Raw genomic sequence first — 20,657 nt, 5'->3', positions numbered from 1 at the left:
GAGAAGCGCTTCAGCGCGCTCACGGCAAATATGGATAGCCATTTCATTGACCAATCGCGGCAATCGCTCGATAGTCGCACATCGAAACTGCTCCTCGAGTCAAAGCCGCACCATGAGAACCGATCGCCAGCGCAATCAGAACGACATGCTCGCATGCATGACGCGGCGCTGTTTCTCGGCGGCGACGGGTGCCTGTTGTTGTTGCTGACCGCATCCTAGCAGCATCCACATCGCAATTGCCAGACAGGAGCGCCGGAATTCCGGCGAACGAGCAGTCATGTCCCACACCCAGTCCAACGCCTACATCATCGAGATCCACGATCGTGCCGCCGGCATCATCACGAGGGATGCCCGCGGCTTCCGCTTCTTCTCCTCCGAGCGCCTGTTCGACAGTCTCGAAGGCCGCCAGTTCCGCTCGGCGCGCGAGGCGGAGCGCGCGGCCCGCGCCGTGTTCTCGGAGCGTCGCAATCGCCTGAGCTGATCAGCTCCGGCGGCGTGCCCTGGTGCGGGCCGCTTTCTTCGCGGCAGCGGAGCGGGTCTTGGCGCCCTTGGTCTGGCTCGCCTTCCGCGCGGCAGCTGAACGCGACGCCGCGGTTCGCCGGCTCGCGGCGCGCTTGCCCTGCTTCGACAGCGCGCTGCGCGATGCGGTCGAGCGCGGCTCTTTCTTCAGGACGTTCTCGACCGCGCGCGACACTTTCGGCCGGCGCTTCGGTGTGCGTTTGCCTTGGCCGACCTCGTAAGCATATTTGGCGCTGCGGCGTGTCGATTTCTTGGTTCGTCCTTTGCGCGGCGGCGGCAGATCGACGCCGGCGCGGCGCGCCTCGGACAGGCCGATCGCAATGGCCTGCTTGGTCGACCGTGCGCCGTGCTTGCCTTTCCGGATCCTGTCGATCTCGTCCTTGACGAATTCGCCGGCCTGCGTGCTTGCCGATTTGCCCGCGCGCTTGTCCCGCTTCGCTTTGCGGATCACTTCTTGTCTTGGCATGGGTGAGTTCCCTCAAGATGTACAGGGATGTCTCACCGCAACGCGCAGAATGATCGATTGATCCTTCTCAGTTCCGCAAGGCCGCAAGCAATTCGTCCGGCCGCTCTGCCATGATCATATGCCCGGCGCCCGGCACCATGACGGTCTTTGCATGCGGGATGGCGGCCGCAAGAGCCTTGCCCGCCTTCGCCGGGGTCATCATGTCCCGTTCGCCGAGAATTAATGTCGTCGGCACCTTCACGCTCGCTGCGGCGGTCAGCGCATTCGCGTAGGCATTGCAGGCCGACAGATCCCTGAACAGCACGCCGGGCTCGCAAGACTTCAGCACCGCCTGCGCGCCGCCATGCATCCACAGGCCCGGCGCGAGGCTGCCGCCGAGCTCGGCGTTGAAGCCGAGGCCCCAGATCGAGACCATGTCGTTGGCATCCTGCGAGTTGGCCTCGGCGGCCTTCAGAAGATCCGGGCCGACCGTCATGGTCGCGGCGGTGCCGATCAGGCTCAGCGCGGAAACCTTGTCGGGGTGACGCGCCGCCGTCTCCAGCGAGATCAGCGATCCCATGGAATGGCCGATCAGATGCGCCTTCGCGGCGCCTGCCGCATCGAGCAGTGCTGCGGTCCAGTCGGCCATCTCGGCGATGCTGCCGAGCGAAGGTCCGCTGGAGCGGCCGTGAGCGGGAAGATCCGGCGCCAGCACGCCAAAACCGTGATGGGCGAACCAGCGCGTATGCAGCGCCCAGGTCGAATGGTCGAAGCCGGCGCCGTGGAGGAAGACGACCGCGGGCAGGGACTTGTCGAAGTCGCGGCCGCCGGTTGCGACGAACACATCAGCGCCGTTGACGGAGAGCTTCATGGTGTCAGACCTTCTGCGAGATGCGCAGCGCCTGCGCGAGATCGTCGATGATGTCGCTGGCGGCCTCAATGCCGACCGACAGCCGCACCAGCTCCTCGCCGATGCCGGCCGCCTTGAGCTGCTCGGCATCCATCTGCTGATGCGTGGTCGAGGCGGGATGAATGACCAGCGTCTTGGCATCGCCGACATTGGCGAGATGACTGATCATGCGCAGCGATTCGATGAACTTGCGGCCCGCAGGGCGGCCGCCCTTGATGCCGAAGGAGATGATCGAGCCGGCGCCGCGCGGCAGGAGCTGCTTGGCGAGCTGATAGTCCGTGTGCGTCTCCAGCGAGGGATGCAGCACCCAGTCGACGGCCTTGTTGGACTTCAGGGCTTCCAGCACGAGATGCGTGTTCTGCATGTGGCGGTCCATGCGCACGCCGAGTGTTTCGACGCCCTGCAACAGCTGGAACGCGTTGGTCGGCGACAGGCAGGCGCCGAAATCGCGCAAGCCCTCGGTCCGCGCGCGCATGATGAAGGCGGCAGTGCCGAACTGCTCGTCGAAGACGATGCCGTGATAGCCGCCATAGGGCTCGGTCAGCACGCCGAACTTGCCCGAAGCGCGCCAGTCGAAGCGGCCGCCGTCAATGATCGCGCCGCCGATCGCGATGCCGTGGCCGCCGATCCATTTGGTCGCCGAATGCATGACGATGTCCGCGCCCAGCTCGATCGGGCGGCTGAGATAGGGCGTGGCAAAGGTGTTGTCGATCAGCAGTGGAATCTTTGCGTCATGTGCGATCTGAGCGACCTTGGGAATGTCGAGCACTTCCAGCCCGGGATTGCCGATGGTCTCGCCGATCACGAGCTTGGTGTTCGGCTTGATCGCCGCGCGGAACGCATCGAGATCGCGCGGCTTCACGAAAGTGGTGGTGATGCCGAAGCGCGGCAGCGTGTGCGCCAGCAGGTTGATGGTGCCGCCATAGAGCGAGCTCGACGCCACGATGTGGTCGCTGGCATTGAGCAGCGTCGCGATGGCCAGATGCAGCGCGGCCATGCCGCTCGCGGTGCAGATCGCTCCGACGCCGCCCTCCAGCGCCGCGAGCCGCTCCTCCAGCACGCCGGTGGTCGGGTTGGAGATGCGCGTATAGATGTGGCCGGCGCGCTCCAGATTGAACAGTGCGGCGGCGTGATCGGAATCCTGGAACACGTACGACGTGGTCTGGTAGATCGGCACCGCGCGGGCCCCGGTCACGGGATCCGGATGCTGGCCCGCATGCAGGCTCAGGGTCTCGAAGGCGGGCGGTTTCGGCGCGGGCATGCGGGGGCCTCGTTGTCGGTCGGCGGAGGAGGCGTTGTGCCATAAAAATGCACACGAAGTTAGCCCATTGATGGCCGCGATGACGGTGCGCTCCCTCTCCCGCTTGCGGGGGAGGGCTGGGGAGGGGGTGTCTCCGCGTCGGGATTGTTGCTGATTGCGGAGAATGTCCCTGCGTGGCGAGAGCCCTCACCCGCCGCGCTTCGCGCGTCGGCCTCTCCCGCAGGCGGGAGAGACGAAGAACTAGCACCGTCCGCGCCTAACCCCCGATCGCTTGCTCGATACTCCGCGCCTCCCGTAACAAGATCTCCGCGACCTCCTGCTCGCGGCGGGGGCCGAGCCTCGTTCGCACCGCGGAGACGGTGATGGCTGCAGCCGGTCGCCCGTCCGGGGTCTTGATCCAGGTCGAGATCGATTTCGTGCCCTGCACGAGGCCGATCTCCCTCAGGCCATATCCCAGCCGTCGCGCGGCGGTGACCTCGCCGAGGACCGTCGCCATATCGGTCTTGTAAGCCTCGAACCGCTTCTCGTTCGCTGCGACGATCTTTCGCGCCTCCGGCGCCGGCATCGCCGCGAGGATGGCGACGCCGGCACTGGAGACGCCGAGCGGGCGGCGCGCGCCGATCTCGATCGACAGCACCTGGATCGGATAGATTCCGATCCTGCGATCGACGCACAGCGTGTCGTTGCCGGTGCGCACCGTCAGGAACATCGTGTCGCCGATTTCGGTGGAGGCACGTTGCAGCGATGGATTGGCAGCGATCAGCAGCCGCGACGGCCGTGGCCGTGCCAGCGCCAGCTCCGGCACCTGGTTGCCGATCGCGTAGCGGCCGGTCCGCTCGTGCCGCTCGACGATGCCTTCCTCGATCAGCACGTGGACGATGCGGTGCACGGTCGGACGGGTGAGGCCGGTCGCCCGGATCACTTCGGCCAATGGCACACCGTCCTCGCGGCCTGCGGCAAGAATGCGCAGCACTGCGAGCGCGCGCCGGATCGCCTGCGCGCCCTGTCGGGGTGATGTCGCGTTGCTGGCGATTTTCGTCTTGTCCATAATATGGACAAGAACGCCACAATTCACTCGACAGGACAAGCGCGCGTCTGGAGATTGCGCCCCGGTCGATCTGCCGCGCGCATCGCCGCACTCGACGTGAATTTGGAAGCGCTGCCGGGAGGTTAACATGAGATTAATCTGGATTGCCATAGCTGCCGCCACCGCGATGCTGGCAGGGCCCGCGTCGGGCCAGCAATGGCCGGCCCGCAGCGTCAAGCTGATCGTGCCTTATCCGGCCGGCGGCAATGTCGACAGCGCCGCGCGCATCGTCGCCGACAAGCTGCAGGAAAAGCTCGGCCAGCCCTTCATCATCGAGAACAAGGCCGGCGCCGGCGGCATGATCGCGGGCGAAGCCTTCGCGAAGTCCGCGCCCGACGGCTACACGCTGTTCGTCGGTGCCAACGGTCCGGTGCTGTTCGCAACCGAGATCAACAAGCGTGAAGCCTATAACTGGAAAAAGGACTTCATGCCGATCTCGACCATCTCGATGACGCCGCTGGTGCTCGAGGTGCATCCGTCGGTGCAGGCGACGACGCTGAAGGAATTCCTCGATCTCGCCAAGCGCGAGCCCGGCAAGCTGACGATGGCCTCGCCCGGCCCCGGCACCACCAACCATCTGCTCAGCGAGCTGATGCAGTCGAACCTCGAGCTGCAATGGGTCACCGCGCATTACCGCGGCAACGCGCCGGCGATCAACGATCTGCTCGGCGGCCAGGTGCAGTTCGCATTCGACCAGCTCACGGTCAGCCTCCAGCACATCAAGGCCGGCCTGTTCCGCGCGCTCGCCGTGACCAGCCCGCATCGGCTGAAGTCGCTGCCCGACGTGCCGACCTTCGCCGAGCTCGGCTACAAGGATTTTGACGGCCAGACCTTCACCGGCCTGTTCGCGCCTGCCGGCACGCCGGCGCCGATCATGGACAAGCTGCACGAGACGCTGGTTGCGATCCTGAAGGATCCTGCCGTGGTCGACAAATTCGAAAAGCTCGGCGGCGAAGCCACGCCGATGACGCCGGACGAGTTCAAGGCCTACCTCGAGCGCGAGGACGCCAAGTGGATTCCGGTGGTGCGCAAGGCCAACATCAGGGCGGATTGATCGATGCGGATCGATCCGACCGAACTCGGCGCCGAGCGCATCTACCGCCTGATGACCGGCATCGTGGTGCCGCGTCCGATCGCCTGGGTCACCAGCCTGTCGAGCAAGGGCGTGCTCAACCTCGCGCCGTTCAGCGCCTTCACCTTCGTCTCGCAGAAGCCGCCGATGCTGGCCATCAGCGTCGGCCGCAAGGGCGCCGACTACAAGGACACCGCGCACAACATCCTCGACACCGAGGAATACGTCATCCACATCGCCGATACGCCGCTGATGTCGGCGGTGCACGACAGTTCCGTCGAGCATCCGCCTGAAATCAGCGAGGTCGAGCATCTTGGCCTGGAGACGATTCCGAGCGAGCGTATCAAGGTGCCGCGGCTCGCCGCCGCGCCTGTGGCGATGGAATGCCGCTTCCGGCAGTGCCTTGAATTCGGTGAGGCCAAGAGCCGGCTGATCGTCGGTGAAGTCGTGATGTTCCATTTGCGCGACGGCCTCGTGAACGACGGCAAGGTCGAGACCAAGGCGCTCGACCCGATCGCGCGCATCGGCGGGCCCCGTTATGCCCGCCTCGGCGAGATCGTGACGCTGAACACCGTATTTCAGACGCCCAAATCGAAAGACTGAGCGCGCCGCCCGCCGCGCTGCCCGACACAAATTGGAGAACCACCATGCGACTCCTGAGCTATCTCGTGGACGGAGAACCGCGCTACGGCACGGCCGTCGAAGGCGGCGTGATCGATCTGACCAGGCGGATCGGCCGCGACTTCTCCGACGTCAAGGCGCTGATCGCGGCCAACGCGCTGTCCGACGCGCAGGAAGCGATCGCGGGCGCGAAGCCGGACTATGCGCTCGACGATCTCGTCCTGCTGCCGCCGGTGCTGGCGCCGGAAAAGCTCTGGTGCATCGGCGTCAACTACGCCGAGCGCAATGCGGAATATAAAGACAATTCGGACCTGCCCAAATATCCGAGCCTGTTCGTGCGCAGCATGTCGTCGATGACAGGCTCCGGCCAGCCGCTCGAGAAGCCCAAAGTTTCGGAGCAGCTCGACTATGAGGGCGAGCTCGTCATCGTGATCGGGCAGGGCGGCCGTCACATTCCGCGCGAAAAAGCATGGTCGCACATCTTCGGCATGACGTTGTGCAACGAGGGCACCATTCGCGACTGGCTGCGTCACGGCAAGTTCAACGTCACGCAAGGCAAGAATTTCGATCGCTCCGGCAGCATTGGTCCGTGGGTCGTCACGTCGGACGAGCTCGACCCGCGCGGCCCGCACGACATCGTCACGCGCGTCAACGGCGAGGTGCGGCAGCAGGACACGACCGAGCGGCTGATGTTCCCGTTCGATTATCTGATCTCCTATCTCTCGACCTTCGCGACGCTGAAGCCCGGCGACATGATCGTCACGGGCACGCCGACGGGGGCGGGCGTTCGCTTCGATCCGCCGCGCTGGCTGAAGGTCGGCGACGTCGTCGAGGTCGAGTCGAGCCGCATCGGCGTGCTCCGGAACACCGTGGCGGCGGAGCAATAGATCATGCTGGATGCCGCCACGATCGAGCGCCTCGCCGCGCGCCTGGATGAGGCCGAGCGCACCAAGTCGCTGATCCCGATGTTCACGAAGGAATATCCCGATTTCAGCATCGAGGATGCCTACGCCGTCCAGCGCGCCTGGACCAAGCTCCAGCTTGGCCGCGGCCGAATCATCAAGGGCCACAAGATCGGCCTGACCTCGAAGGCGATGCAGAACGCGGTCGGCATCAACGAGCCCGATTACGGCGTGCTGTTCGCCGACATGTTCTATGCCGACGCCACGCCTGTTCCGTTCGATCGTTTCCACGCGCCGCGGATCGAGGTCGAGCTCGCCTTCGTGCTGAAGGCGCCGCTGCGCGGGCCCGATTGCACCATCTTCGACGTGCTCAACGCCACCGATTATGTGACGCCGGCGCTGGAGATTCTGGAAACGCGCATGCACCGCGTCGACCCCGAGACCGGCAAGACGCGAAAAGTGATGGATACGATCTCGGACAATGCGGCCAATGCCGCGCTGGTGCTCGGCGGCCGGCCGTTTCGTCCCCTCGATGCGGATTTGCGCTGGATCGGCGCGCTCTTGTTCCGCAACGGCGAGGTCGAGGAGACCGGGCTCGCGGCCGGCGTGCTCAATCATCCCGCCAACGGCATCGCCTGGCTCGCCAACCGCCTCGCGCCGCATGACGAGCATCTGAAGGCCGGCGAAATCGTGCTGGCGGGCTCGTTCACGCGCCCCGTGGACATCCGGCGCGGCGACACGTTCCATGCCGACTATGGCGCCTTCGGCTCGGTGTCGTGCCAGTTCGTCTGAATCAATAACAAGGAGGGAGCGCACCATGAGTGGTCACACGCGACGCAAGAGCATTCATATCGGCGGCTTCAAGCACGTCAATCCGATTCCGAACGCCTGCCGCATCGGCAATCTCGTGATGTCGGGCGTCATCCTCGGCCGCGATAACGCCGGCGTCATGCCGGAGAGTCTCGATGCGCAATGCGCCAACATGTTCGCGCACATGAAGGCGACGGTGGAAGCTGCCGGCGGCACCACCGACGACATCATCAAGATGACGGTATGGCTGAAGGACCGCACGCAGCGCGGCCCGGTCAATGTCGAATGGCTGAAGATGTTTCCGGACGAGCATTCGCGCCCGGCGCGCCACGCGCTGCCGATGGACAATATGGACGGCGGCGCGCTGGTGCAGTGCGACTTCACCGCCGTGATCGACTGAAGGAGTTTTAGCGCATGCCGACCTATCTGCCGTTCGATCCCAATCCGCGCCGCCCCATCAAGGCGCCGCCGCCGAAGACGGTCGACAGCCAGTTTCACGTGCTGGGTCCGATCGACAAATATCCGGAACGACCCGGCGCGGCCTACCGCATGCCGACCGCGACCTGGGAGGCCGCGCTGCGCGTCCACAAGGCGCTCGGCATCGAGCGCGGCATCATCGTGCAGACCACGACCTACGGCGCCGACCATGCCGTCGTGCTTGACGGCCTCGCCGCGATGGGCCCGAACTATCGCGGCTGCGCCAACGCACTGGTGTTCGCGGAGGCGAACGACGCCTATCTCGCCAAGCTGCATGACGCCGGCGTGCGCGGCGCGCGCTTCAGCTTCCGCCAGGAGCTTGGCGCCGTGCTCTCGGATGCCGATTTCGCCCGCGCCATCGCCCGCATCCGTGAGCTCGGCTGGTACGTCAAGATCCAGCCGGAGAAGGACGGCATCGTCTCCAGCGTCGCCAAGTACGAGAATCTCGACGTCCCCGTGCTGATCGATCACATGGCGCGCCCCGATCCCGAGGCCGGCAGGAACGATCCGAATTTGCGCAAGATGCTCGAGCTGCTGGCCAAGGGCAATTTCTGGGTGATGCTGTCGCTCGGCGAGAAGACCTCGAAGGCCGGCCCGCCCTATGACGACGTCATCCCGATCGCGCGCGCCTATATCGAGGCCGCCGTCGACCGCTGTGTCTGGGCCAGCGACTGGCCGCACCCGGTCTCCGTCAAGCAGCCGCCCAACGACGCCGATCTGCTCGAGCTGATGTACCGCTACGCCCCGGACCAGGCGGAGCTGGAGAAGATTCTCGTCCACAATCCGGCCAAGCTGTTCGGCTTTCCGGACTAGTCGGAGCATTCACGGTCGGGGGACCGCATGTTGATCGTTTCGGCACGTAGGCTGCGTCGGCCGGTCTGGCAGGCAGCGCTTGCTTGCATCGCGAGCATTGCCGCCACCGCAATCGCAGCAGCAAGCGACACTATCCCGCCCGTGACCGCATGCGATCGGCTCCACCAGGAGTCCGGTCCGACGATGCGCGTCAGCGAGGCGCAATCACGTCCAGCGGCCGGCGGCCTCGCCGCGCATTGCGAGGTGATCGCTTATCTCGACGAGCGAACCGGCGCCGACGGCCAGAAGTTTGCGATCGGCCTGCATCTCCGATTGCCGGACGCATGGAACGGCCGCTTCGTGTTCCAGGGGCAGGGCGGCACCGACGGCATTCTCGGCAGCGGCGATGCACAGCCCGGCGGCGGACAGCCGAGTGCGCTCAATCAGGGCTACGCGACGGTTACGACCGACGCCGGACACAGCAACGCGCCGGGCCCTCTCGGCGGCGCCAGCTTCGGCCTCGATCCGCAGGCGCGGATCGATTTCGGCTACCGCGCCGACGATGTCGTGACACGGCGGGCGAAGCACTTCATCCAGGCTTACTACGGCCGCTTGCCAAAATACTCCTATTTCCTGGGCTGCTCCAATGGCGGACGGCACGGCATGGCGATCACGCAGCGCTTCCCCGACCATTTCGATGGCGTGGCGGCCGGTGCGCCGGCGTTTCGAATGCCCGAGAAGGGGCTCTCGGGCGCCGCCGTGACGCAAGCCTTTGCGGCGATCGCACCGAAGGCGCCGGACGGCCGCCCCATCCTGGCGCAGGCCTTGTCCCAGGCCGATATGGACTTGCTCTCCAAGGCGATCGTTCAGTCCTGCGATGCAGCCGACGGGCTTGCCGACGGCATCATCGACAATGTGCCGGCCTGTCGTTTTTCGCCGCGCACGCTGCAGTGTTCCGCCGAGAAGACCGCGAGCTGTCTCTCCGCCGCGCAGGTCACAGCGGTCGAGAACTATTTCGAGGGACCGGCCACGGCACAGGGCCGCCGGATCTATGCGCCCTATCCCTATGATTCCGGCATCGCCACGGAGGGATGGCGGCGCTGGATTCTCGGCAACGCACCCGACAGCCGCGTCAACGCCTTCAACGTCTCCTTTGGCGCGACGCTGGCCTATCTCTACATGACGCCGCCCCACGCGCCCTTGGCGAGCGAAGCGGACGCCGTCTACGATTTCTATCGCTCCGTGGATGTGACGGAAGCCCACGCGAAAATCTTCGGCACGAGCGCGGCGATGCCGGAAAGCTCCGTGCAGACGATCTCGGCGAACGCAGTCGATCTCTCCGGCTTCCGTGCGCGGCGCGGCAAGCTGCTGCTTTATCACGGCGTCAGCGATCCCACGTTCTCCGCGCTGGATACGCTCGATTGGTACAAGCGCCTCACGAATGCGGTGGGCGGAGAAAAAGAAACGGCCGACTTCGCCCGCCTCTTCCTCGTGCCCGGCATGAACCATTGTTCGGGAGGGCCTGCCACCGACAGCTTCGACGTGCTGACCCCGCTGGTGAATTGGGTCGAGCAGGGCCGCGCGCCGGAGCGCATCCAAGCTCGCGCGGGCGCGAAGACGCCCTGGCCGGAGCGCAGCCGGCCGCTGTGCCCCTATCCGCGCCAGGCGCGCTATCTCGGCACTGGCAGCATCGAGCAGGCCGAGAACTTCACCTGCGCGGTCCCTTAAGCCGCCGCGACGCTCGCGGCGCGCAGGGCTCACGCCGCCGGCTGCTTCGCCAGCCGGTCCCGCACCTCGGCCGCGATCTCGAACGAGCGCAGCCGCGCGGTGTGGTCGTAGATCTGCCCGGTGGTGATCAGCTCGTCCGCGCCGGTATCAGTGATCAACGCCTTCAGCTTCGCCTCAATCACATCGGGGGAGCCGACCGCGGAGCAGGACAGCGACTGGCCGACCATGGCCTTTTCCGCCGGCGACCACAGCGCGTCCATGTCGTCCACCGGCGGAGGCAGCGGCCCCGGCGTGCCGCGGCGTAAGTTGATGAATGCCTGCTGCAGCGAGGAGAACATCCGCTGCGCCTCGGCGTCGCTATCGGCCGCGAACAAATTGACGCCGATCATCGCATAGGGCTTGTCGAGCTGCGCCGATGGCTCGAAGCGCGCGCGATATTCGCGCAGCGCCGGCATCATCATCTGCGGCGCGAAATGCGAGGCGAAGGCGAACGGCAGGCCCAGCATCGCGGCAAGCTGCGCGCCAAAGGTGCTCGATCCTAAAATCCAGAGCGGCACCCTGGTCCCCATGCCGGGCACGGCGCGGATCGCCTGGTTCGGTTGCACGTCGCCAAGCAGCGCCTGCAGCTCCAGCACGTCATGCGGAAAGTTCTCGGAGCTGGTGGCGAGGTCGCGCCGCAGCGCCCGCGCGGTGAACTGGTCGGTGCCGGGCGCGCGCCCAAGCCCGAGATCGATCCGCCCGGGATAGAGCGATTCCAGCGTGCCGAACTGCTCGGCAATGACCAGCGGCGAGTGGTTCGGCAGCATGATCCCGCCAGAGCCGACGCGGATCGTCTTCGTTCCGCCCGCGATATGCCCGATCACCACCGACGTCGCCGCGCTCGCGATGCCCGTCATGTTGTGATGCTCGGCCAGCCAGAACCGCTTGAAGCCCCAGCCTTCCGCGTGCCGGGCGAGATCCAGCGAGTTGCGGAACGCCTGCGCGGCGTCGCCGCCCTGGCAAATCGGCGCGAGGTCGAGCACGGAGAAGGGGATCATGAGGAGGGTACCGGCGAGAAGGAGCTGTTCCACCACATGTAGTGTCCGTGCGCAGGAAGGGTAGAGCACTTGCGAACCCCATCATCCTTCGCCGCCGAACGAGCCAGATGAGTTTCGCTCCGCTTGACCCATGCTACGAAGCTGTTCGAGCGGCCGCGCACCCGTTCACAACACTGTTATTGCGACCCGTTGCGCCCTGCGTCGTAACTGGGCGTTTCAGGCCTGTTGTTGTATCGTTGAAGCAGCAATTGCCCGGTAGTCGCGTGTCCCGGACGCGGTGCAGCGTGAAACGCTGCTCCGCAGAGCCGGAACCCATCAGGCTAGGCCCCGGCTCTGCAGCTCATCACTGCGTGCTGCACCGCGTCCGGGGCAGAGAAATCATCGTAAGGCGCGCCATCGCGCCGACCGCCCGGAGGAACTGACATGACCACGGTCGTATTCAACCGCCGCAATCTTCTCGCCGCCGGCGGCGCCGTTCTGGCAACCGGCGTGTCCGGCCTCCTGCTGCCGGCCCGTGCGGCAGGCCTCGCGCCGACTGAAACGATGTCGGGTGGTGCGAACAACTACCGCAAGGGCGCGGCGATCGTGGATCGCATCGGCAAGGGTGGATTCTGGATGAGCGGCACCGTCCGCCGCGCCGGCGACGGCGCGCCGCTCGCCGGGCAGCGCATCCAGATCTGGGCGCACACGGTCGAAGGCCAGGAGCATGAGCCGCAGAGCCACGGCGCCACCCTCACCGACAAGGACGGCAAGTTCCGGCTCGAGATGCCGCAGATCATTCCGATCTTCGGCCAGCCGCATGGACACCTCGCCTATGACAGCGGCGAGTTCAAAACCGTCTTCCTGCGGCCGGTGATGCGCAGCGCCAAGGAAACCAGCCTCGAAGCGCATTTCGTCCTGCAGCCGGCCTGATCGGGCCAGCGAATGACGGGGTGGAGATTGGCCCGGGCGATCCTGATCTGGGTTGCCCTCGCCCTGGCCATCGGCGTTCCGATCGCAGCTGCTGCGACGAGCGAGCAACTCGCATGGCGTGGACCGGTCTATATCCTCGCCGGATTCGCCGGGATTATCGCGCTCGGTCTCGTGCTGGTTCAGCCGCTGCTGATCGGCGGATATCTGGCGCCGCTGTCGGCCTATCGCGGGCGGCGTGCCCATCACTGGATCGGCGGCACGCTCGCCTTCGCGGTGGTGATCCACGTTGCCGGCCTCTGGATCACCAGCCCGCCCGACATGATCGACGCTCTCACCTTCTCATCGCCGACGCCTTTCTCCCCCTTCGGCGTGATCGCCATGTGGGCCATCTTCATTGTTGCGCTGCTGGCGTCCCTGCGCCGGCGGTTGGAGCTGCGACCGCGAACCTGGCGCATCATTCATATTCCGCTGGCGATCGTCATCGTCGCGGGCAGCGTGGTCCATTGCCTCCTGATCGAGGGAACGATGGAGACGATCTCGAAGGTCGTGCTGTGCGTGTTGGTCCTTGCGGTGACTGTGAAAGTCATGATCGACCTGCAGGTTTGGCGAAAGCGACGGACGCTGCGCGGGGAGAGTGGCGCGCGGTCCGCGGCCGAGGGCCCCGGATTACTCTAACGCTCTATTCGGCTACGGCGCTCTGCTTGCCGCTGATGGCGACGGGGCGTATCCTTGCGCAATGGCTGTCAGTGCTCCCGATCTGGAAGCGTTCCTGCTCGCGACGCCGTTCTTCGGCGGTCTTCCGGAGCCAGGTCTCGACCTCCTGATGTCCATGCTGGTCGAGCGCAGCTTCGACGCCGGCGCAACCGTCGTGGCGGAAGGCGAGCCGGGGCGCTCGATGTTCATCGTCAAATCCGGCCGGCTCGCGGTGAGCAAGCGGGCGAATGCGGGCAGCGTCATCCCGATTTCGGTACTGGAGCGCGGCGACTTCTTCGGTGAGATGACGCTGATCGAAATGCAAAACCGCTCGGCAACGGTGGTCGCGGAGGTGCCGACGGTGCTGTACGAGTTGACCGCCCAAAATCTCTACGCCTGCTACAAGGCCGACATCCACTCCTATGTGATCGTCCTGCAGAACATCAATCGTGAGCTATGCCGGCGCTTGCGCCGGGCGGATGAGCGGTTTGCCCGACGTGCAGCGGGTAACGACAATTGATGGTGCGTCGGATGGGTATGCCCTGATACGGCTACAGCAACGCCATCGCGTGCAGTGAGTTTCTATGAAAGCCGAAGGCAACAATGCCGGAGAGAAGCAACGCAATCCCGGTCACGATCAGGCAGCACGCAAACACTATCGAAGCCTCTGGTTCGTCATCCACGACAAAGACGATAATAGATAAAACTTTACCGACAATCGAAAGGAAGGATTAACCTTACCAGCGCAGCCAAACCGGCCGGAGCCCGGTATCAGCGCGCAGGATGGGCGGGGCGCAGCGAAACCCATCGTGCCTTGGCCCGAACAAACGGCTGCGCGGGCGGATGAGCGGTTCGCGGCACTGCAGATGAATGGCCGAAAATGGATGGTGCGCAGGGGGCAGAGCCGTTGCGAAACCATCATGTTTCGCCGCTGAGATCGGCCTCGACGGATCTTGGCAGTCACGACTTGTCGTGCGCGTACTTCTCCAAGACCAGCCGATTATACTCGTCCCTGACGGCTCTGCGGGAAATATGTCCCTTCCGGTCCTTGGCGATTTTCAGAAGATCAGGGTCGGTCGGTGCCTTCGATTTCCGCCGAAATCTCGCAAAGAGAGGGGTCGTCGGCTCCGACATCCTTACAAACAGGCGGTCGAACCATCCCATTGTGTCCTCCCGGACAGGCTGCGAGCCAAAGATTATCACCATGAAACGAGGGGTCAACGTGCAGTGCAACGGCATCTTATAAGCCGCCCGGTTCACCCCGAGCGGCCGCGCCCAATCGGACGCAGAGCCATCAGCTCTTGTGGCTCGCTTGATGCGATGCGAACCAACTGGCGCCATTGTTCCGAAGCATTCGGCAAATGAATTTGGTCTATGGCTGAGGCGCAGGAATTGGAAAGATGCTTGTTATCTTCCAACCGTCGCCCGTTTTCACCAGCACTTGATTCATCAGGAACCGTGTCGGCTGCGCAGCCTGCCCAGGCGGTGAAATCATAAAGGTCACCGGCACATAGAGTTGCGCCACCCCCGTCTGCAATTCGATGACCTTCAGTTCGTCCATTTTCGGGTCGAGGGACCAAGTGCCTTGATACAGGGTCTCAAAGCGCTTGATGGCTGCGGCGTGACCCCAGACAGGGGCGCCACGGGTGATCCACAAGAACTGAGCTGAATCTTGCAAAAGCTCACCAACCTCCTTGAGGTCATGAGCGTTTTGTGCGGCAACAAATCTTGCGAAAAGAGCCTTCACCTCGTCCTCGCTGCCCGCGCAAACCGCGTCAGCCGTAGTCAGGAGCAGGAATGAAGCGAAGAGAGCCAGATGGCTTCGTGCGCGGAAGGTCATGATCGTCCTCCCTCGATGTCGCGGCGAAGAACCGCTCGCGGTTATCAGTCGCAACAGAAATTTACCCCAACAATGGTCTAAATACCACGTGATCTAGGACGCCATGGCCGGTGGTTGGGATTCCTGCATCGGGTCAAAACCCGATATTGACCGCAACGCTTCTGACCCGTCGGGCAAAACACCCCAAATCCCGTCAACCCCTTCCCGCAAATAGATTCCACTTTACCGAAATTCGGAATTGCGGCATATTCCCGCCATCCCGGCCCGAGGAGAGGGGCGATCGTACGTCGCAACGAACGTGGGCCGGGGTGCGGTGGACGCGGCTGCGTCGGGCACGGGAAGGCGGGACCAGGGCGGGTGAACCTCGTGAGGTCCTTCTCCGTGTGACGAACGAAGCAGTCGCGTACGGCTAAACCATGTGGTCCTGGCTGTCGTTGCTACAGCCAAGCTTTCGCGAAGATGCATCGGCCGACCGGACGCGGTGCATCGGTTTTCGCGAGGTGACGGAGGCCAGAAGGAATTCGGCTCCGGGGAGAGCAGGCATAGGCCGTCAACCCATCGCGCAGGGAAGGCCGGGTGTTTTCCGGCCCACCTGTTGTCCGCTTGCGCATTTGCGTGTGCAAATTCTTCGCGCAGCGGGTCATGGGTGCCAGCCGGCACCCGGTCTTCCCTGCGCCCTCTTCAAGGAAGAGGGTCAAGGAAAACAGCAAAACTCGGACGCTTCGCGCCGCGAGAACGCTGCTCGATGTGTGAACACTGGAATGACCGCGCGCTCTCGCCTCGCCCGTGTCGCTCCAGTCAGCGGCGGGCGGCGATCGCCGTCAGCTCCAGCTTGACGCCCGGGCCGAGATCCGCAACGCCAACGGCCGCACGCGCCGGCAGATGGTCCGCGGGGAAATAGCGCTTCCACACCTGGTTGAACGCCGCCTTGTCGGCGAGATCAGCCACAAAGATCGTCACCTGCAGAACGCGGGAGAGATCGGAGCCGGCCCCCTCGAGCAGGGTCTTCATCTGGCGCAGCACATCGTCGGCCTGGCCCGTCATATCGAGCCCCGCATCTTCGGGGACGATGCCGCCGAGATAAAGCACGCCATTATGCTCGACGATCTCGTGGAGCAATCCTTCATAGGGCAGGGAACGTGTGATCACGATCGTATCCGTGGGTGTTGCGGGCTCGCTGCAATGGGAAAAAATGGTGCTGCCAGACAGGATTGAACTGAGGCATCAATCCTAAATGGTATTGATTTTACTTCGTTTTTCAGTCCGATGATCTGTTTTTGTGTGGCACTCTTGAGTGGCGCCGCGCGCCGAAGGCTACTCCATCGAAGGCGAAATCGCTACCCCTACCCTCGGGGTGATTTGCGAAGCGAGAGCGGCCTCGCGACGGCTACTGAGGCGAAGGCGAAAGCGATCAGTAAGTACAAGCCGCGCGAGGCGCAGGCGCGCCGTCGACGATCGCATGCCACCCCGGTGCAGCGGCCTAGCGGTGCGTTGACTCCCGGCGCCCGATCTTGGGCGGCTCGAGCAGCACTTCCTTCAAGCGGTCCCCGGTGGCGACGACGACAACGAAATTGAGTTTGCCGTCCTGCTTCACCAGTCCGCCAGCGAGCGCTTTTCCCTCCGCCGCTTTCTCCGCGACCCGCACCGCATCCGACAGCTCCTGCTTGATCCACTTCAGGGCGACGACCTTGGCGAGATCTTCTCGATCGAGTTCCTTCAATGACGATGCAATCTCGCGCTGCGACACGCTCCCGGTGCTCGCATCAATCACGTTCTCGTAGATATGCTCGTTCTTGACCGTGCGTACGCGGTAGACGGGCGGACCGGATATCTCGAAGTTGACGTCAGCGGTCCTTGAGCCGTCGTGCAAGCGCTCGGCGATCGTCATCGCCTGATCCAGCGGCACGCGGGTGGTATGGAACTGCTCGATCACTCGGCGGATGGCCGCTTCGTCGACATCGTCCTGCGCGGCAGCGCTTTGCTGTGCAGCGTCGGAAGGAGCTTGGGTAGCTTGGGTGATGTCGGCCATCGCTCCCGTCCCGGTCAGGGCGGCGGAGCAAACCATGAGGGCAAGTAACTGCATCTTTGGCATCGGATAGTCCTTTCGTGTTCATTCAAAAATGGCTGGGTGATAGTTCCGCGACCATGCGGTTCGGCAATGGCGGCGCTCGCGGATCGATGAACCGCAGGCACCAAGCCCGTTTGCGAAAGCAGGATGCAGATCGTGCCGCCGCTTTACGGGATGCGCTCGAGCGAGTTTACGCTCTCGCGCCCCGATCTCCTCTCGACCGGCGGTTTGGCCTGCGTGGTCGTGAACGTCGGGCTGCGACTGCGCTAGGCTTTGCCGAAGGCGCAGATCAGTCGGCTGTGTAGGACTGCCGTCACTACTTTCGAGGTGAGTTTCGGGCAGCCGGGATGGAGCTTCGGCAGCGATGTCATGCTCGGCAGCCCTCGCGCGCAGTCCGAACCCGCTGGTATCGATGACGACCGCCTCCGGTGCCTTGGTGTCGGAGCGGATCCGGATCGGCGGCAGCGCAGAACGCGAGTCCGTGAGTGGGCTCGGCGCAGGAGCAGGCAGCGCCCAACCGGCTGCGAGAAGCAGCAAGAGCAGCGCGCCTCCGACCCAGAGAAAATAGCCCCGCAGGGGTAGCTCCGGTTCGACGAGGCCGCTCGCACTTCGTGGCAGCATGGATTGCCTGCTCATGGCACCTCGATCCTGGACATGGCACGAGACCTTCTCATTGTCAGATGCCCCAGGGTCGCGGATGCCGGCGCGCGAGCTGGGCATCGAGATACCCGCGCTCGTCGATCCATTCGACCGGGCAATAGGCCATGGCTTTCGGATCGATCTCGTGCCCGTCCCGCTTGAGGGCTGTGCGCGTGCCCGTGAGGCCGGTCCACACTGGATGGCCGGTGGCCGGATCCGGGTGCATGACGTCGAAGACTTCGATCACGCCGAGCATGTCAGAATTTCCGCCAGGATTGTCGTGGGGTGCAACCGAGCGTCGTCGAAGGCATCCGGAGCCCGGTCGGCTCGCCACATCGCAGGGGCGCGGGCTCCCGGTCGGCAAGCTCGTGAAGCCAGGCGAGTGCCCCGATGGTCACCGTCAGCAGCAGGCTCATGCCCACGAGCGACAAGGCGACCATGAAATTGAGAGATGCGAGTGCGATTCCGGGCCAGGGATTTTCCCTTGCGAGCGTCAACAGCAGGCTTGACATCGTTCCACCATTAAATAAACTATACCGTATATTTCGCATACCGCATGGGTCGCGAAAGTGTCAAGTGCAGAGACTCACAAGCGCGTGTTCGCGCTGCTCGGCCGCGGGACTTCGGGCCGAGCGACGCTGCGCCGTCGAATGAATCAACCGGTGAAAGGGATCGGATATGTTTAGGAAGCGAGCAGCGCTCGTCGGTGTGACGCTAGTTTCAGTGGCCAGTGCGGCGTTCGCGCAGGAGGGCCGGGGCACGGCCGAGCAGAGGGCCGCCTGCGCGCCTGACGCGTTTCGCCTGTGCATCGGCTACATTCCCGACCCCACCGGTGTGGAAGCCTGTCTCCGGCAAAGAAGGTCGGACCTGAGCGAAGCTTGCGGGGCCGTCTTCGACCAGGCAGCCGCCGCCGCAGCCTCGATCAGAACGATGGAAGCGCGTCGGCATCGCGGCGCAAAAGATGAGGAGTGATCGCATGAACACGATCTATTTCCCCGCTTTCGCCGCGTTCGGAGGCTCGGCCTTCGGAGCGATTTCCACGATCGTGACGGGGTGGGCGACCCGCCGTCGGAGGGTCCGCGAACGCCATCATGCTCACGCGTTCGTCAAACGTGAAAAGCTGTATCGATGCTTCATCGAGGAGGCGTCCCGGCTGTATGCGGACGCGCTGACCAGCGACAAATCGGAGATTCCGGCACTGGTGAATCTCTATGCGCTGATCGGGCGCATGCGGATACTGTCGGACGACGAGGTGGTCCATGCCGCAGAGCGGGCGGGACGGCTGATCATCGAGACCTACCTGGCACCGAACACCTCGTTCGTCGACCTGCCGGGCTTCCTCGAGGAGATGGATCCGCTGCGTGAATTCGGCGAGGCTTGCCGGCGCGAGGTGCAGGCAATTCCGCCGCATTGAGCCCGAAGATGAACAAGACCCAGGTATCCCCGGGCGGATCGCCGTGCCCTCGCGAAAGAATCGTGCAGGCCGCCATTCGACTGTACCGGGCCATCGGCTATCGGAAGACGACCGTTGCGGACATTGCCCGCAGCGCCTCCATGTCCCCGGCGAATATCTATCGGTTCTTTCCTTCCCGCCAAGCGGTCGAGGAGGCCGTGGTGGCAGGACTCCTCGGCGAGGTGTGCGCCGGCGCGGGAATCGAGGCCCGCAGTAATGTCTCGGGCGAAGAGCGCCTGGACGCCGCTTTTTGGACGATCTGCCAGCGGCATGAACATAGGCTGGCGCACGATTCGAGGCTGCACGAACTGGTGGTTGCCGCAGGACAAGCGAATTGGCCGGTCGTCTTGTCCTACGGCGAGAGGGTCCGCGGCCTCGTCGGGTCGATCATCGCGGCCGGGCAGGCGAGTGGCGAATTCCGGGCAGGAAGCGCGACGGCGCTGGCTCGCTGCACGTGCGAGGCAATGGGTGCATACCTCGATCCGTCGCGCATGAGAACGGTGGCTGGTAGGACGGCCTTCGAAGAGATGATGAGCTTCTGCTCGGGCGCGCTCCGCAGCGCCGCGCCGGCGCAGGTCGCCAGCCAGCCGCTGCACTACCGCGCGACGTGCCGGGCCTAGCGTCCGGCGGAGGCCCGCTTCAAGGCGTCCAATCCGCCTCGCACGCTGACAGGAAAAACCGGACGCGTTCCCGCACGAAAGACGGCAACTCCCGTCGCAGGTCTTTCGGCGTTTCCCCCACCAGCGAACGGAAAAGCATCGGTAGCAGGATCAGATCCAGGAAGATCTGAGCGGTGGCGATGCTGCGCTTTCCGGTGAAGGGACCTTTCGGTGCGCGCGCGACCTTCTGGGTCGTCTCGTTCAGCAGCTGAGAAATGGCGCCGACGGAACGATCCCGCGCGGCGTCGTGGACGTTGCGGCTCAACTCCGGGAAACGCTGCGCTTCCGCGATGGTGGCGCGAACCATCCCCAGAGATTCTTCGATTACCTTCTCCACGATCGCGGTGCCCAGGCTCATGAGCTTGTCCTGCAGGGTGCGGCCCTCCGGCTCGAAGCCTTCGAAATCCGACAGGCCGCTGATGGTCCGGGCCACCACCGCCGCGAACAGCGCCTCCTTGCCCTGGAAATGCGCATAGATCGTCGGCTTGCTCGCAGGGGCCAGCTCGGAGATGTCGTCGATGCTGGCGCTGCGATAGCCCTTGTCGAGAAAAAGCTGCTGGGCCGCATCGAGGATCCGGGCCTGGACGTCGCCGGCGAATTCCTTCGGCGGCCGGCCCCGTTTCGGGGTGGTCTTCTTCGTCATCGACGGTCTCCCAATCACGAGTCTGTGCGTACGCAGAAGCCACTTGACATAGGCGGCACGGAAAGGCAAGAAAAAGAAAATATACGGTA

At 64.4% G+C, this 20,657-nt stretch carries 26 protein-coding genes; 14 read left to right on the top strand and 12 right to left on the bottom strand.

The window, feature by feature from the left end; translation table 11 throughout:
• Positions 1 to 135 precede the first annotated feature (135 nt).
• Complete coding sequence (locus tag GGD66_RS25185) at positions 136 to 279, bottom strand: hypothetical protein (RefSeq protein WP_183259310.1); 144 nt, start codon at positions 277 to 279, stop codon at positions 136 to 138.
• Between GGD66_RS25185 and GGD66_RS25180 the strand changes: the two genes are divergently transcribed.
• Positions 278 to 481, top strand: coding sequence for a hypothetical protein (locus GGD66_RS25180; RefSeq protein WP_183235573.1), 204 nt, complete (start codon positions 278 to 280; stop codon positions 479 to 481). The two genes, GGD66_RS25185 and GGD66_RS25180, sit on opposite strands and share 2 nt — an antisense overlap.
• Here GGD66_RS25180 and GGD66_RS25175 read toward each other — a convergent pair whose 3' ends face one another.
• The 4 genes from GGD66_RS25175 to GGD66_RS25160 all read right to left on the bottom strand — a co-directional run bounded on the left by GGD66_RS25175 (position 482) and on the right by GGD66_RS25160 (position 4,183).
• Positions 482 to 985: a DUF6496 domain-containing protein gene (locus GGD66_RS25175; RefSeq protein WP_179738318.1), complete on the bottom strand. Its 504-nt coding sequence runs from the start codon at positions 983 to 985 to the stop codon at positions 482 to 484.
• A gap of 67 nt (positions 986 to 1,052) precedes the next feature.
• Positions 1,053 to 1,835 carry an alpha/beta fold hydrolase gene (locus tag GGD66_RS25170; RefSeq protein ID WP_018321236.1) on the bottom strand — a complete coding sequence of 261 codons (783 nt, stop codon included), beginning with the start codon at positions 1,833 to 1,835 and terminating at the stop codon, positions 1,053 to 1,055.
• 4 nt (positions 1,836 to 1,839) lie between these two features.
• Positions 1,840 to 3,135: an O-acetylhomoserine aminocarboxypropyltransferase gene (locus GGD66_RS25165; RefSeq protein ID WP_092254033.1), complete on the bottom strand. Its 1,296-nt coding sequence runs from the start codon at positions 3,133 to 3,135 to the stop codon at positions 1,840 to 1,842.
• Between the two features lie 256 nt (positions 3,136 to 3,391).
• Complete coding sequence (locus GGD66_RS25160) at positions 3,392 to 4,183, bottom strand: IclR family transcriptional regulator (protein WP_177237012.1); 792 nt, start codon at positions 4,181 to 4,183, stop codon at positions 3,392 to 3,394.
• Between the two features lie 127 nt (positions 4,184 to 4,310).
• Between GGD66_RS25160 and GGD66_RS25155 the strand changes: the two genes are divergently transcribed.
• From GGD66_RS25155 to GGD66_RS25125, 7 genes are all read left to right on the top strand, one after another.
• Complete coding sequence (locus GGD66_RS25155; RefSeq protein ID WP_092254037.1) at positions 4,311 to 5,276, top strand: tripartite tricarboxylate transporter substrate binding protein; 966 nt, start codon at positions 4,311 to 4,313, stop codon at positions 5,274 to 5,276.
• Between the two features lie 3 nt (positions 5,277 to 5,279).
• Entirely contained in the window at positions 5,280 to 5,897 is a 618-nt protein-coding gene (locus tag GGD66_RS25150) for a flavin reductase family protein (protein WP_183259309.1), read from the top strand.
• A 44-nt stretch (positions 5,898 to 5,941) separates the two neighbouring features.
• A complete protein-coding gene (locus tag GGD66_RS25145) occupies positions 5,942 to 6,802 on the top strand; it encodes a fumarylacetoacetate hydrolase family protein (protein WP_183259308.1) in 861 nt (286 codons plus the stop codon).
• A 3-nt stretch (positions 6,803 to 6,805) separates the two neighbouring features.
• Positions 6,806 to 7,609 carry a 2-oxo-hept-4-ene-1,7-dioate hydratase gene (gene hpaH / locus GGD66_RS25140; RefSeq protein WP_183259307.1) on the top strand — a complete coding sequence of 268 codons (804 nt, stop codon included), beginning with the start codon at positions 6,806 to 6,808 and terminating at the stop codon, positions 7,607 to 7,609.
• A gap of 25 nt (positions 7,610 to 7,634) precedes the next feature.
• A complete protein-coding gene (locus tag GGD66_RS25135) occupies positions 7,635 to 8,027 on the top strand; it encodes a RidA family protein (protein WP_092254045.1) in 393 nt (130 codons plus the stop codon).
• A gap of 14 nt (positions 8,028 to 8,041) precedes the next feature.
• Positions 8,042 to 8,917 (top strand): amidohydrolase, encoded by an 876-nt coding sequence (locus GGD66_RS25130; protein WP_183259306.1) that lies wholly within the window; start codon positions 8,042 to 8,044, stop codon positions 8,915 to 8,917.
• Between the two features lie 183 nt (positions 8,918 to 9,100).
• Entirely contained in the window at positions 9,101 to 10,624 is a 1,524-nt protein-coding gene (locus GGD66_RS25125; RefSeq protein ID WP_246788973.1) for a tannase/feruloyl esterase family alpha/beta hydrolase, read from the top strand.
• 29 nt (positions 10,625 to 10,653) lie between these two features.
• Here GGD66_RS25125 and GGD66_RS25120 read toward each other — a convergent pair whose 3' ends face one another.
• Entirely contained in the window at positions 10,654 to 11,661 is a 1,008-nt protein-coding gene (locus GGD66_RS25120; RefSeq protein ID WP_183259418.1) for an LLM class flavin-dependent oxidoreductase, read from the bottom strand.
• A gap of 423 nt (positions 11,662 to 12,084) precedes the next feature.
• Here GGD66_RS25120 and GGD66_RS25115 point away from each other — a divergent pair, with 423 nt between their 5' ends.
• The 3 genes from GGD66_RS25115 (at position 12,085) to GGD66_RS25105 (ending at position 13,786) form a co-directional block, all read left to right on the top strand.
• Positions 12,085 to 12,573, top strand: coding sequence for a twin-arginine translocation pathway signal (locus GGD66_RS25115; RefSeq protein WP_018321247.1), 489 nt, complete (start codon positions 12,085 to 12,087; stop codon positions 12,571 to 12,573).
• A gap of 12 nt (positions 12,574 to 12,585) precedes the next feature.
• Positions 12,586 to 13,248 carry a ferric reductase-like transmembrane domain-containing protein gene (locus tag GGD66_RS25110; RefSeq protein ID WP_183259304.1) on the top strand — a complete coding sequence of 221 codons (663 nt, stop codon included), beginning with the start codon at positions 12,586 to 12,588 and terminating at the stop codon, positions 13,246 to 13,248.
• Between the two features lie 61 nt (positions 13,249 to 13,309).
• Positions 13,310 to 13,786, top strand: a complete 477-nt coding sequence (locus GGD66_RS25105) for a cyclic nucleotide-binding domain-containing protein (protein WP_183259303.1) — start codon at positions 13,310 to 13,312, stop codon at positions 13,784 to 13,786.
• A gap of 852 nt (positions 13,787 to 14,638) precedes the next feature.
• Here the strand turns inward: GGD66_RS25105 and GGD66_RS25100 are convergent.
• The 3 genes from GGD66_RS25100 to GGD66_RS25090 form a co-directional block, all read right to left on the bottom strand.
• The gene (locus GGD66_RS25100) at positions 14,639 to 15,106 is read right to left on the bottom strand and encodes a DUF4440 domain-containing protein (protein WP_183259302.1); all 468 of its coding nucleotides are present in this window, start codon (positions 15,104 to 15,106) and stop codon (positions 14,639 to 14,641) included.
• Between the two features lie 798 nt (positions 15,107 to 15,904).
• Complete coding sequence (locus GGD66_RS25095) at positions 15,905 to 16,255, bottom strand: RidA family protein (protein WP_092254057.1); 351 nt, start codon at positions 16,253 to 16,255, stop codon at positions 15,905 to 15,907.
• Positions 16,256 to 16,586: 331 nt separating this feature from the next.
• A complete protein-coding gene (locus tag GGD66_RS25090; RefSeq protein WP_246788972.1) occupies positions 16,587 to 17,135 on the bottom strand; it encodes a PepSY domain-containing protein in 549 nt (182 codons plus the stop codon).
• A gap of 186 nt (positions 17,136 to 17,321) precedes the next feature.
• Between GGD66_RS25090 and GGD66_RS42075 the strand changes: the two genes are divergently transcribed.
• Positions 17,322 to 17,444 carry a hypothetical protein gene (locus tag GGD66_RS42075; RefSeq protein WP_283814490.1) on the top strand — a complete coding sequence of 41 codons (123 nt, stop codon included), beginning with the start codon at positions 17,322 to 17,324 and terminating at the stop codon, positions 17,442 to 17,444.
• Positions 17,445 to 17,850: 406 nt separating this feature from the next.
• On the opposite strand, the gene GGD66_RS25085 is transcribed toward GGD66_RS42075, so the two are convergent.
• Together GGD66_RS25085 and GGD66_RS25080 are read right to left on the bottom strand one after the other, a co-directional pair.
• Positions 17,851 to 18,069 carry a hypothetical protein gene (locus GGD66_RS25085; RefSeq protein WP_183259300.1) on the bottom strand — a complete coding sequence of 73 codons (219 nt, stop codon included), beginning with the start codon at positions 18,067 to 18,069 and terminating at the stop codon, positions 17,851 to 17,853.
• Position 18,070: 1 nt separating this feature from the next.
• On the bottom strand, positions 18,071 to 18,325 hold the full coding sequence (locus tag GGD66_RS25080) for a hypothetical protein (protein WP_183259299.1): 255 nt from the start codon (positions 18,323 to 18,325) through the stop codon (positions 18,071 to 18,073).
• 464 nt (positions 18,326 to 18,789) lie between these two features.
• Here GGD66_RS25080 and GGD66_RS25075 point away from each other — a divergent pair, with 464 nt between their 5' ends.
• Positions 18,790 to 19,227: a hypothetical protein gene (locus tag GGD66_RS25075; RefSeq protein ID WP_245289054.1), complete on the top strand. Its 438-nt coding sequence runs from the start codon at positions 18,790 to 18,792 to the stop codon at positions 19,225 to 19,227.
• A gap of 8 nt (positions 19,228 to 19,235) precedes the next feature.
• Positions 19,236 to 19,886 carry a TetR/AcrR family transcriptional regulator gene (locus GGD66_RS25070; RefSeq protein WP_183259298.1) on the top strand — a complete coding sequence of 217 codons (651 nt, stop codon included), beginning with the start codon at positions 19,236 to 19,238 and terminating at the stop codon, positions 19,884 to 19,886.
• Between the two features lie 19 nt (positions 19,887 to 19,905).
• On the opposite strand, the gene GGD66_RS25065 is transcribed toward GGD66_RS25070, so the two are convergent.
• Positions 19,906 to 20,568 (bottom strand): TetR/AcrR family transcriptional regulator, encoded by a 663-nt coding sequence (locus GGD66_RS25065; protein WP_183259297.1) that lies wholly within the window; start codon positions 20,566 to 20,568, stop codon positions 19,906 to 19,908.
• Between the last annotated feature and the right edge of the window lie 89 nt (positions 20,569 to 20,657).

Source organism: Bradyrhizobium sp. CIR48, assembly GCF_014198315.1.
GTDB lineage: Bacteria > Pseudomonadota > Alphaproteobacteria > Rhizobiales > Xanthobacteraceae > Bradyrhizobium.
Note: the sequence above shows the minus strand (reverse complement) of the source record. Positions and strands in the feature narration are given on the sequence as shown.

Bases quoted from the DNA above. Each gene is read 5' to 3' on its own strand.
- GGD66_RS25180 (WP_183235573.1), top strand. From the start codon at position 278: ATGTCCCACACCCAGTCCAACGCCTACATCATCGAGATCCACGATCGT.
- GGD66_RS25185 (WP_183259310.1), bottom strand. From the start codon at position 279: ATGACTGCTCGTTCGCCGGAATTCCGGCGCTCCTGTCTGGCAATTGCG.
- GGD66_RS25175 (WP_179738318.1), bottom strand. From the start codon at position 985: ATGCCAAGACAAGAAGTGATCCGCAAAGCGAAGCGGGACAAGCGCGCG.
- GGD66_RS25170 (WP_018321236.1), bottom strand. From the start codon at position 1,835: ATGAAGCTCTCCGTCAACGGCGCTGATGTGTTCGTCGCAACCGGCGGC.
- GGD66_RS25165 (WP_092254033.1), bottom strand. From the start codon at position 3,135: ATGCCCGCGCCGAAACCGCCCGCCTTCGAGACCCTGAGCCTGCATGCG.
- GGD66_RS25160 (WP_177237012.1), bottom strand. From the start codon at position 4,183: ATGGACAAGACGAAAATCGCCAGCAACGCGACATCACCCCGACAGGGC.
- GGD66_RS25155 (WP_092254037.1), top strand. From the start codon at position 4,311: ATGAGATTAATCTGGATTGCCATAGCTGCCGCCACCGCGATGCTGGCA.
- GGD66_RS25150 (WP_183259309.1), top strand. From the start codon at position 5,280: ATGCGGATCGATCCGACCGAACTCGGCGCCGAGCGCATCTACCGCCTG.
- GGD66_RS25145 (WP_183259308.1), top strand. From the start codon at position 5,942: ATGCGACTCCTGAGCTATCTCGTGGACGGAGAACCGCGCTACGGCACG.
- hpaH (WP_183259307.1), top strand. From the start codon at position 6,806: ATGCTGGATGCCGCCACGATCGAGCGCCTCGCCGCGCGCCTGGATGAG.
- GGD66_RS25135 (WP_092254045.1), top strand. From the start codon at position 7,635: ATGAGTGGTCACACGCGACGCAAGAGCATTCATATCGGCGGCTTCAAG.
- GGD66_RS25130 (WP_183259306.1), top strand. From the start codon at position 8,042: ATGCCGACCTATCTGCCGTTCGATCCCAATCCGCGCCGCCCCATCAAG.
- GGD66_RS25125 (WP_246788973.1), top strand. From the start codon at position 9,101: ATGCGCGTCAGCGAGGCGCAATCACGTCCAGCGGCCGGCGGCCTCGCC.
- GGD66_RS25120 (WP_183259418.1), bottom strand. From the start codon at position 11,661: ATGATCCCCTTCTCCGTGCTCGACCTCGCGCCGATTTGCCAGGGCGGC.
- GGD66_RS25115 (WP_018321247.1), top strand. From the start codon at position 12,085: ATGACCACGGTCGTATTCAACCGCCGCAATCTTCTCGCCGCCGGCGGC.
- GGD66_RS25110 (WP_183259304.1), top strand. From the start codon at position 12,586: ATGACGGGGTGGAGATTGGCCCGGGCGATCCTGATCTGGGTTGCCCTC.
- GGD66_RS25105 (WP_183259303.1), top strand. From the start codon at position 13,310: ATGGCTGTCAGTGCTCCCGATCTGGAAGCGTTCCTGCTCGCGACGCCG.
- GGD66_RS25100 (WP_183259302.1), bottom strand. From the start codon at position 15,106: ATGACCTTCCGCGCACGAAGCCATCTGGCTCTCTTCGCTTCATTCCTG.
- GGD66_RS25090 (WP_246788972.1), bottom strand. From the start codon at position 17,135: ATGGCCGACATCACCCAAGCTACCCAAGCTCCTTCCGACGCTGCACAG.
- GGD66_RS42075 (WP_283814490.1), top strand. From the start codon at position 17,322: ATGCAGATCGTGCCGCCGCTTTACGGGATGCGCTCGAGCGAGTTTACG.
- GGD66_RS25085 (WP_183259300.1), bottom strand. From the start codon at position 18,069: ATGCTCGGCGTGATCGAAGTCTTCGACGTCATGCACCCGGATCCGGCC.
- GGD66_RS25080 (WP_183259299.1), bottom strand. From the start codon at position 18,325: ATGTCAAGCCTGCTGTTGACGCTCGCAAGGGAAAATCCCTGGCCCGGA.
- GGD66_RS25075 (WP_245289054.1), top strand. From the start codon at position 18,790: ATGAACACGATCTATTTCCCCGCTTTCGCCGCGTTCGGAGGCTCGGCC.
- GGD66_RS25070 (WP_183259298.1), top strand. From the start codon at position 19,236: ATGAACAAGACCCAGGTATCCCCGGGCGGATCGCCGTGCCCTCGCGAA.
- GGD66_RS25065 (WP_183259297.1), bottom strand. From the start codon at position 20,568: ATGACGAAGAAGACCACCCCGAAACGGGGCCGGCCGCCGAAGGAATTC.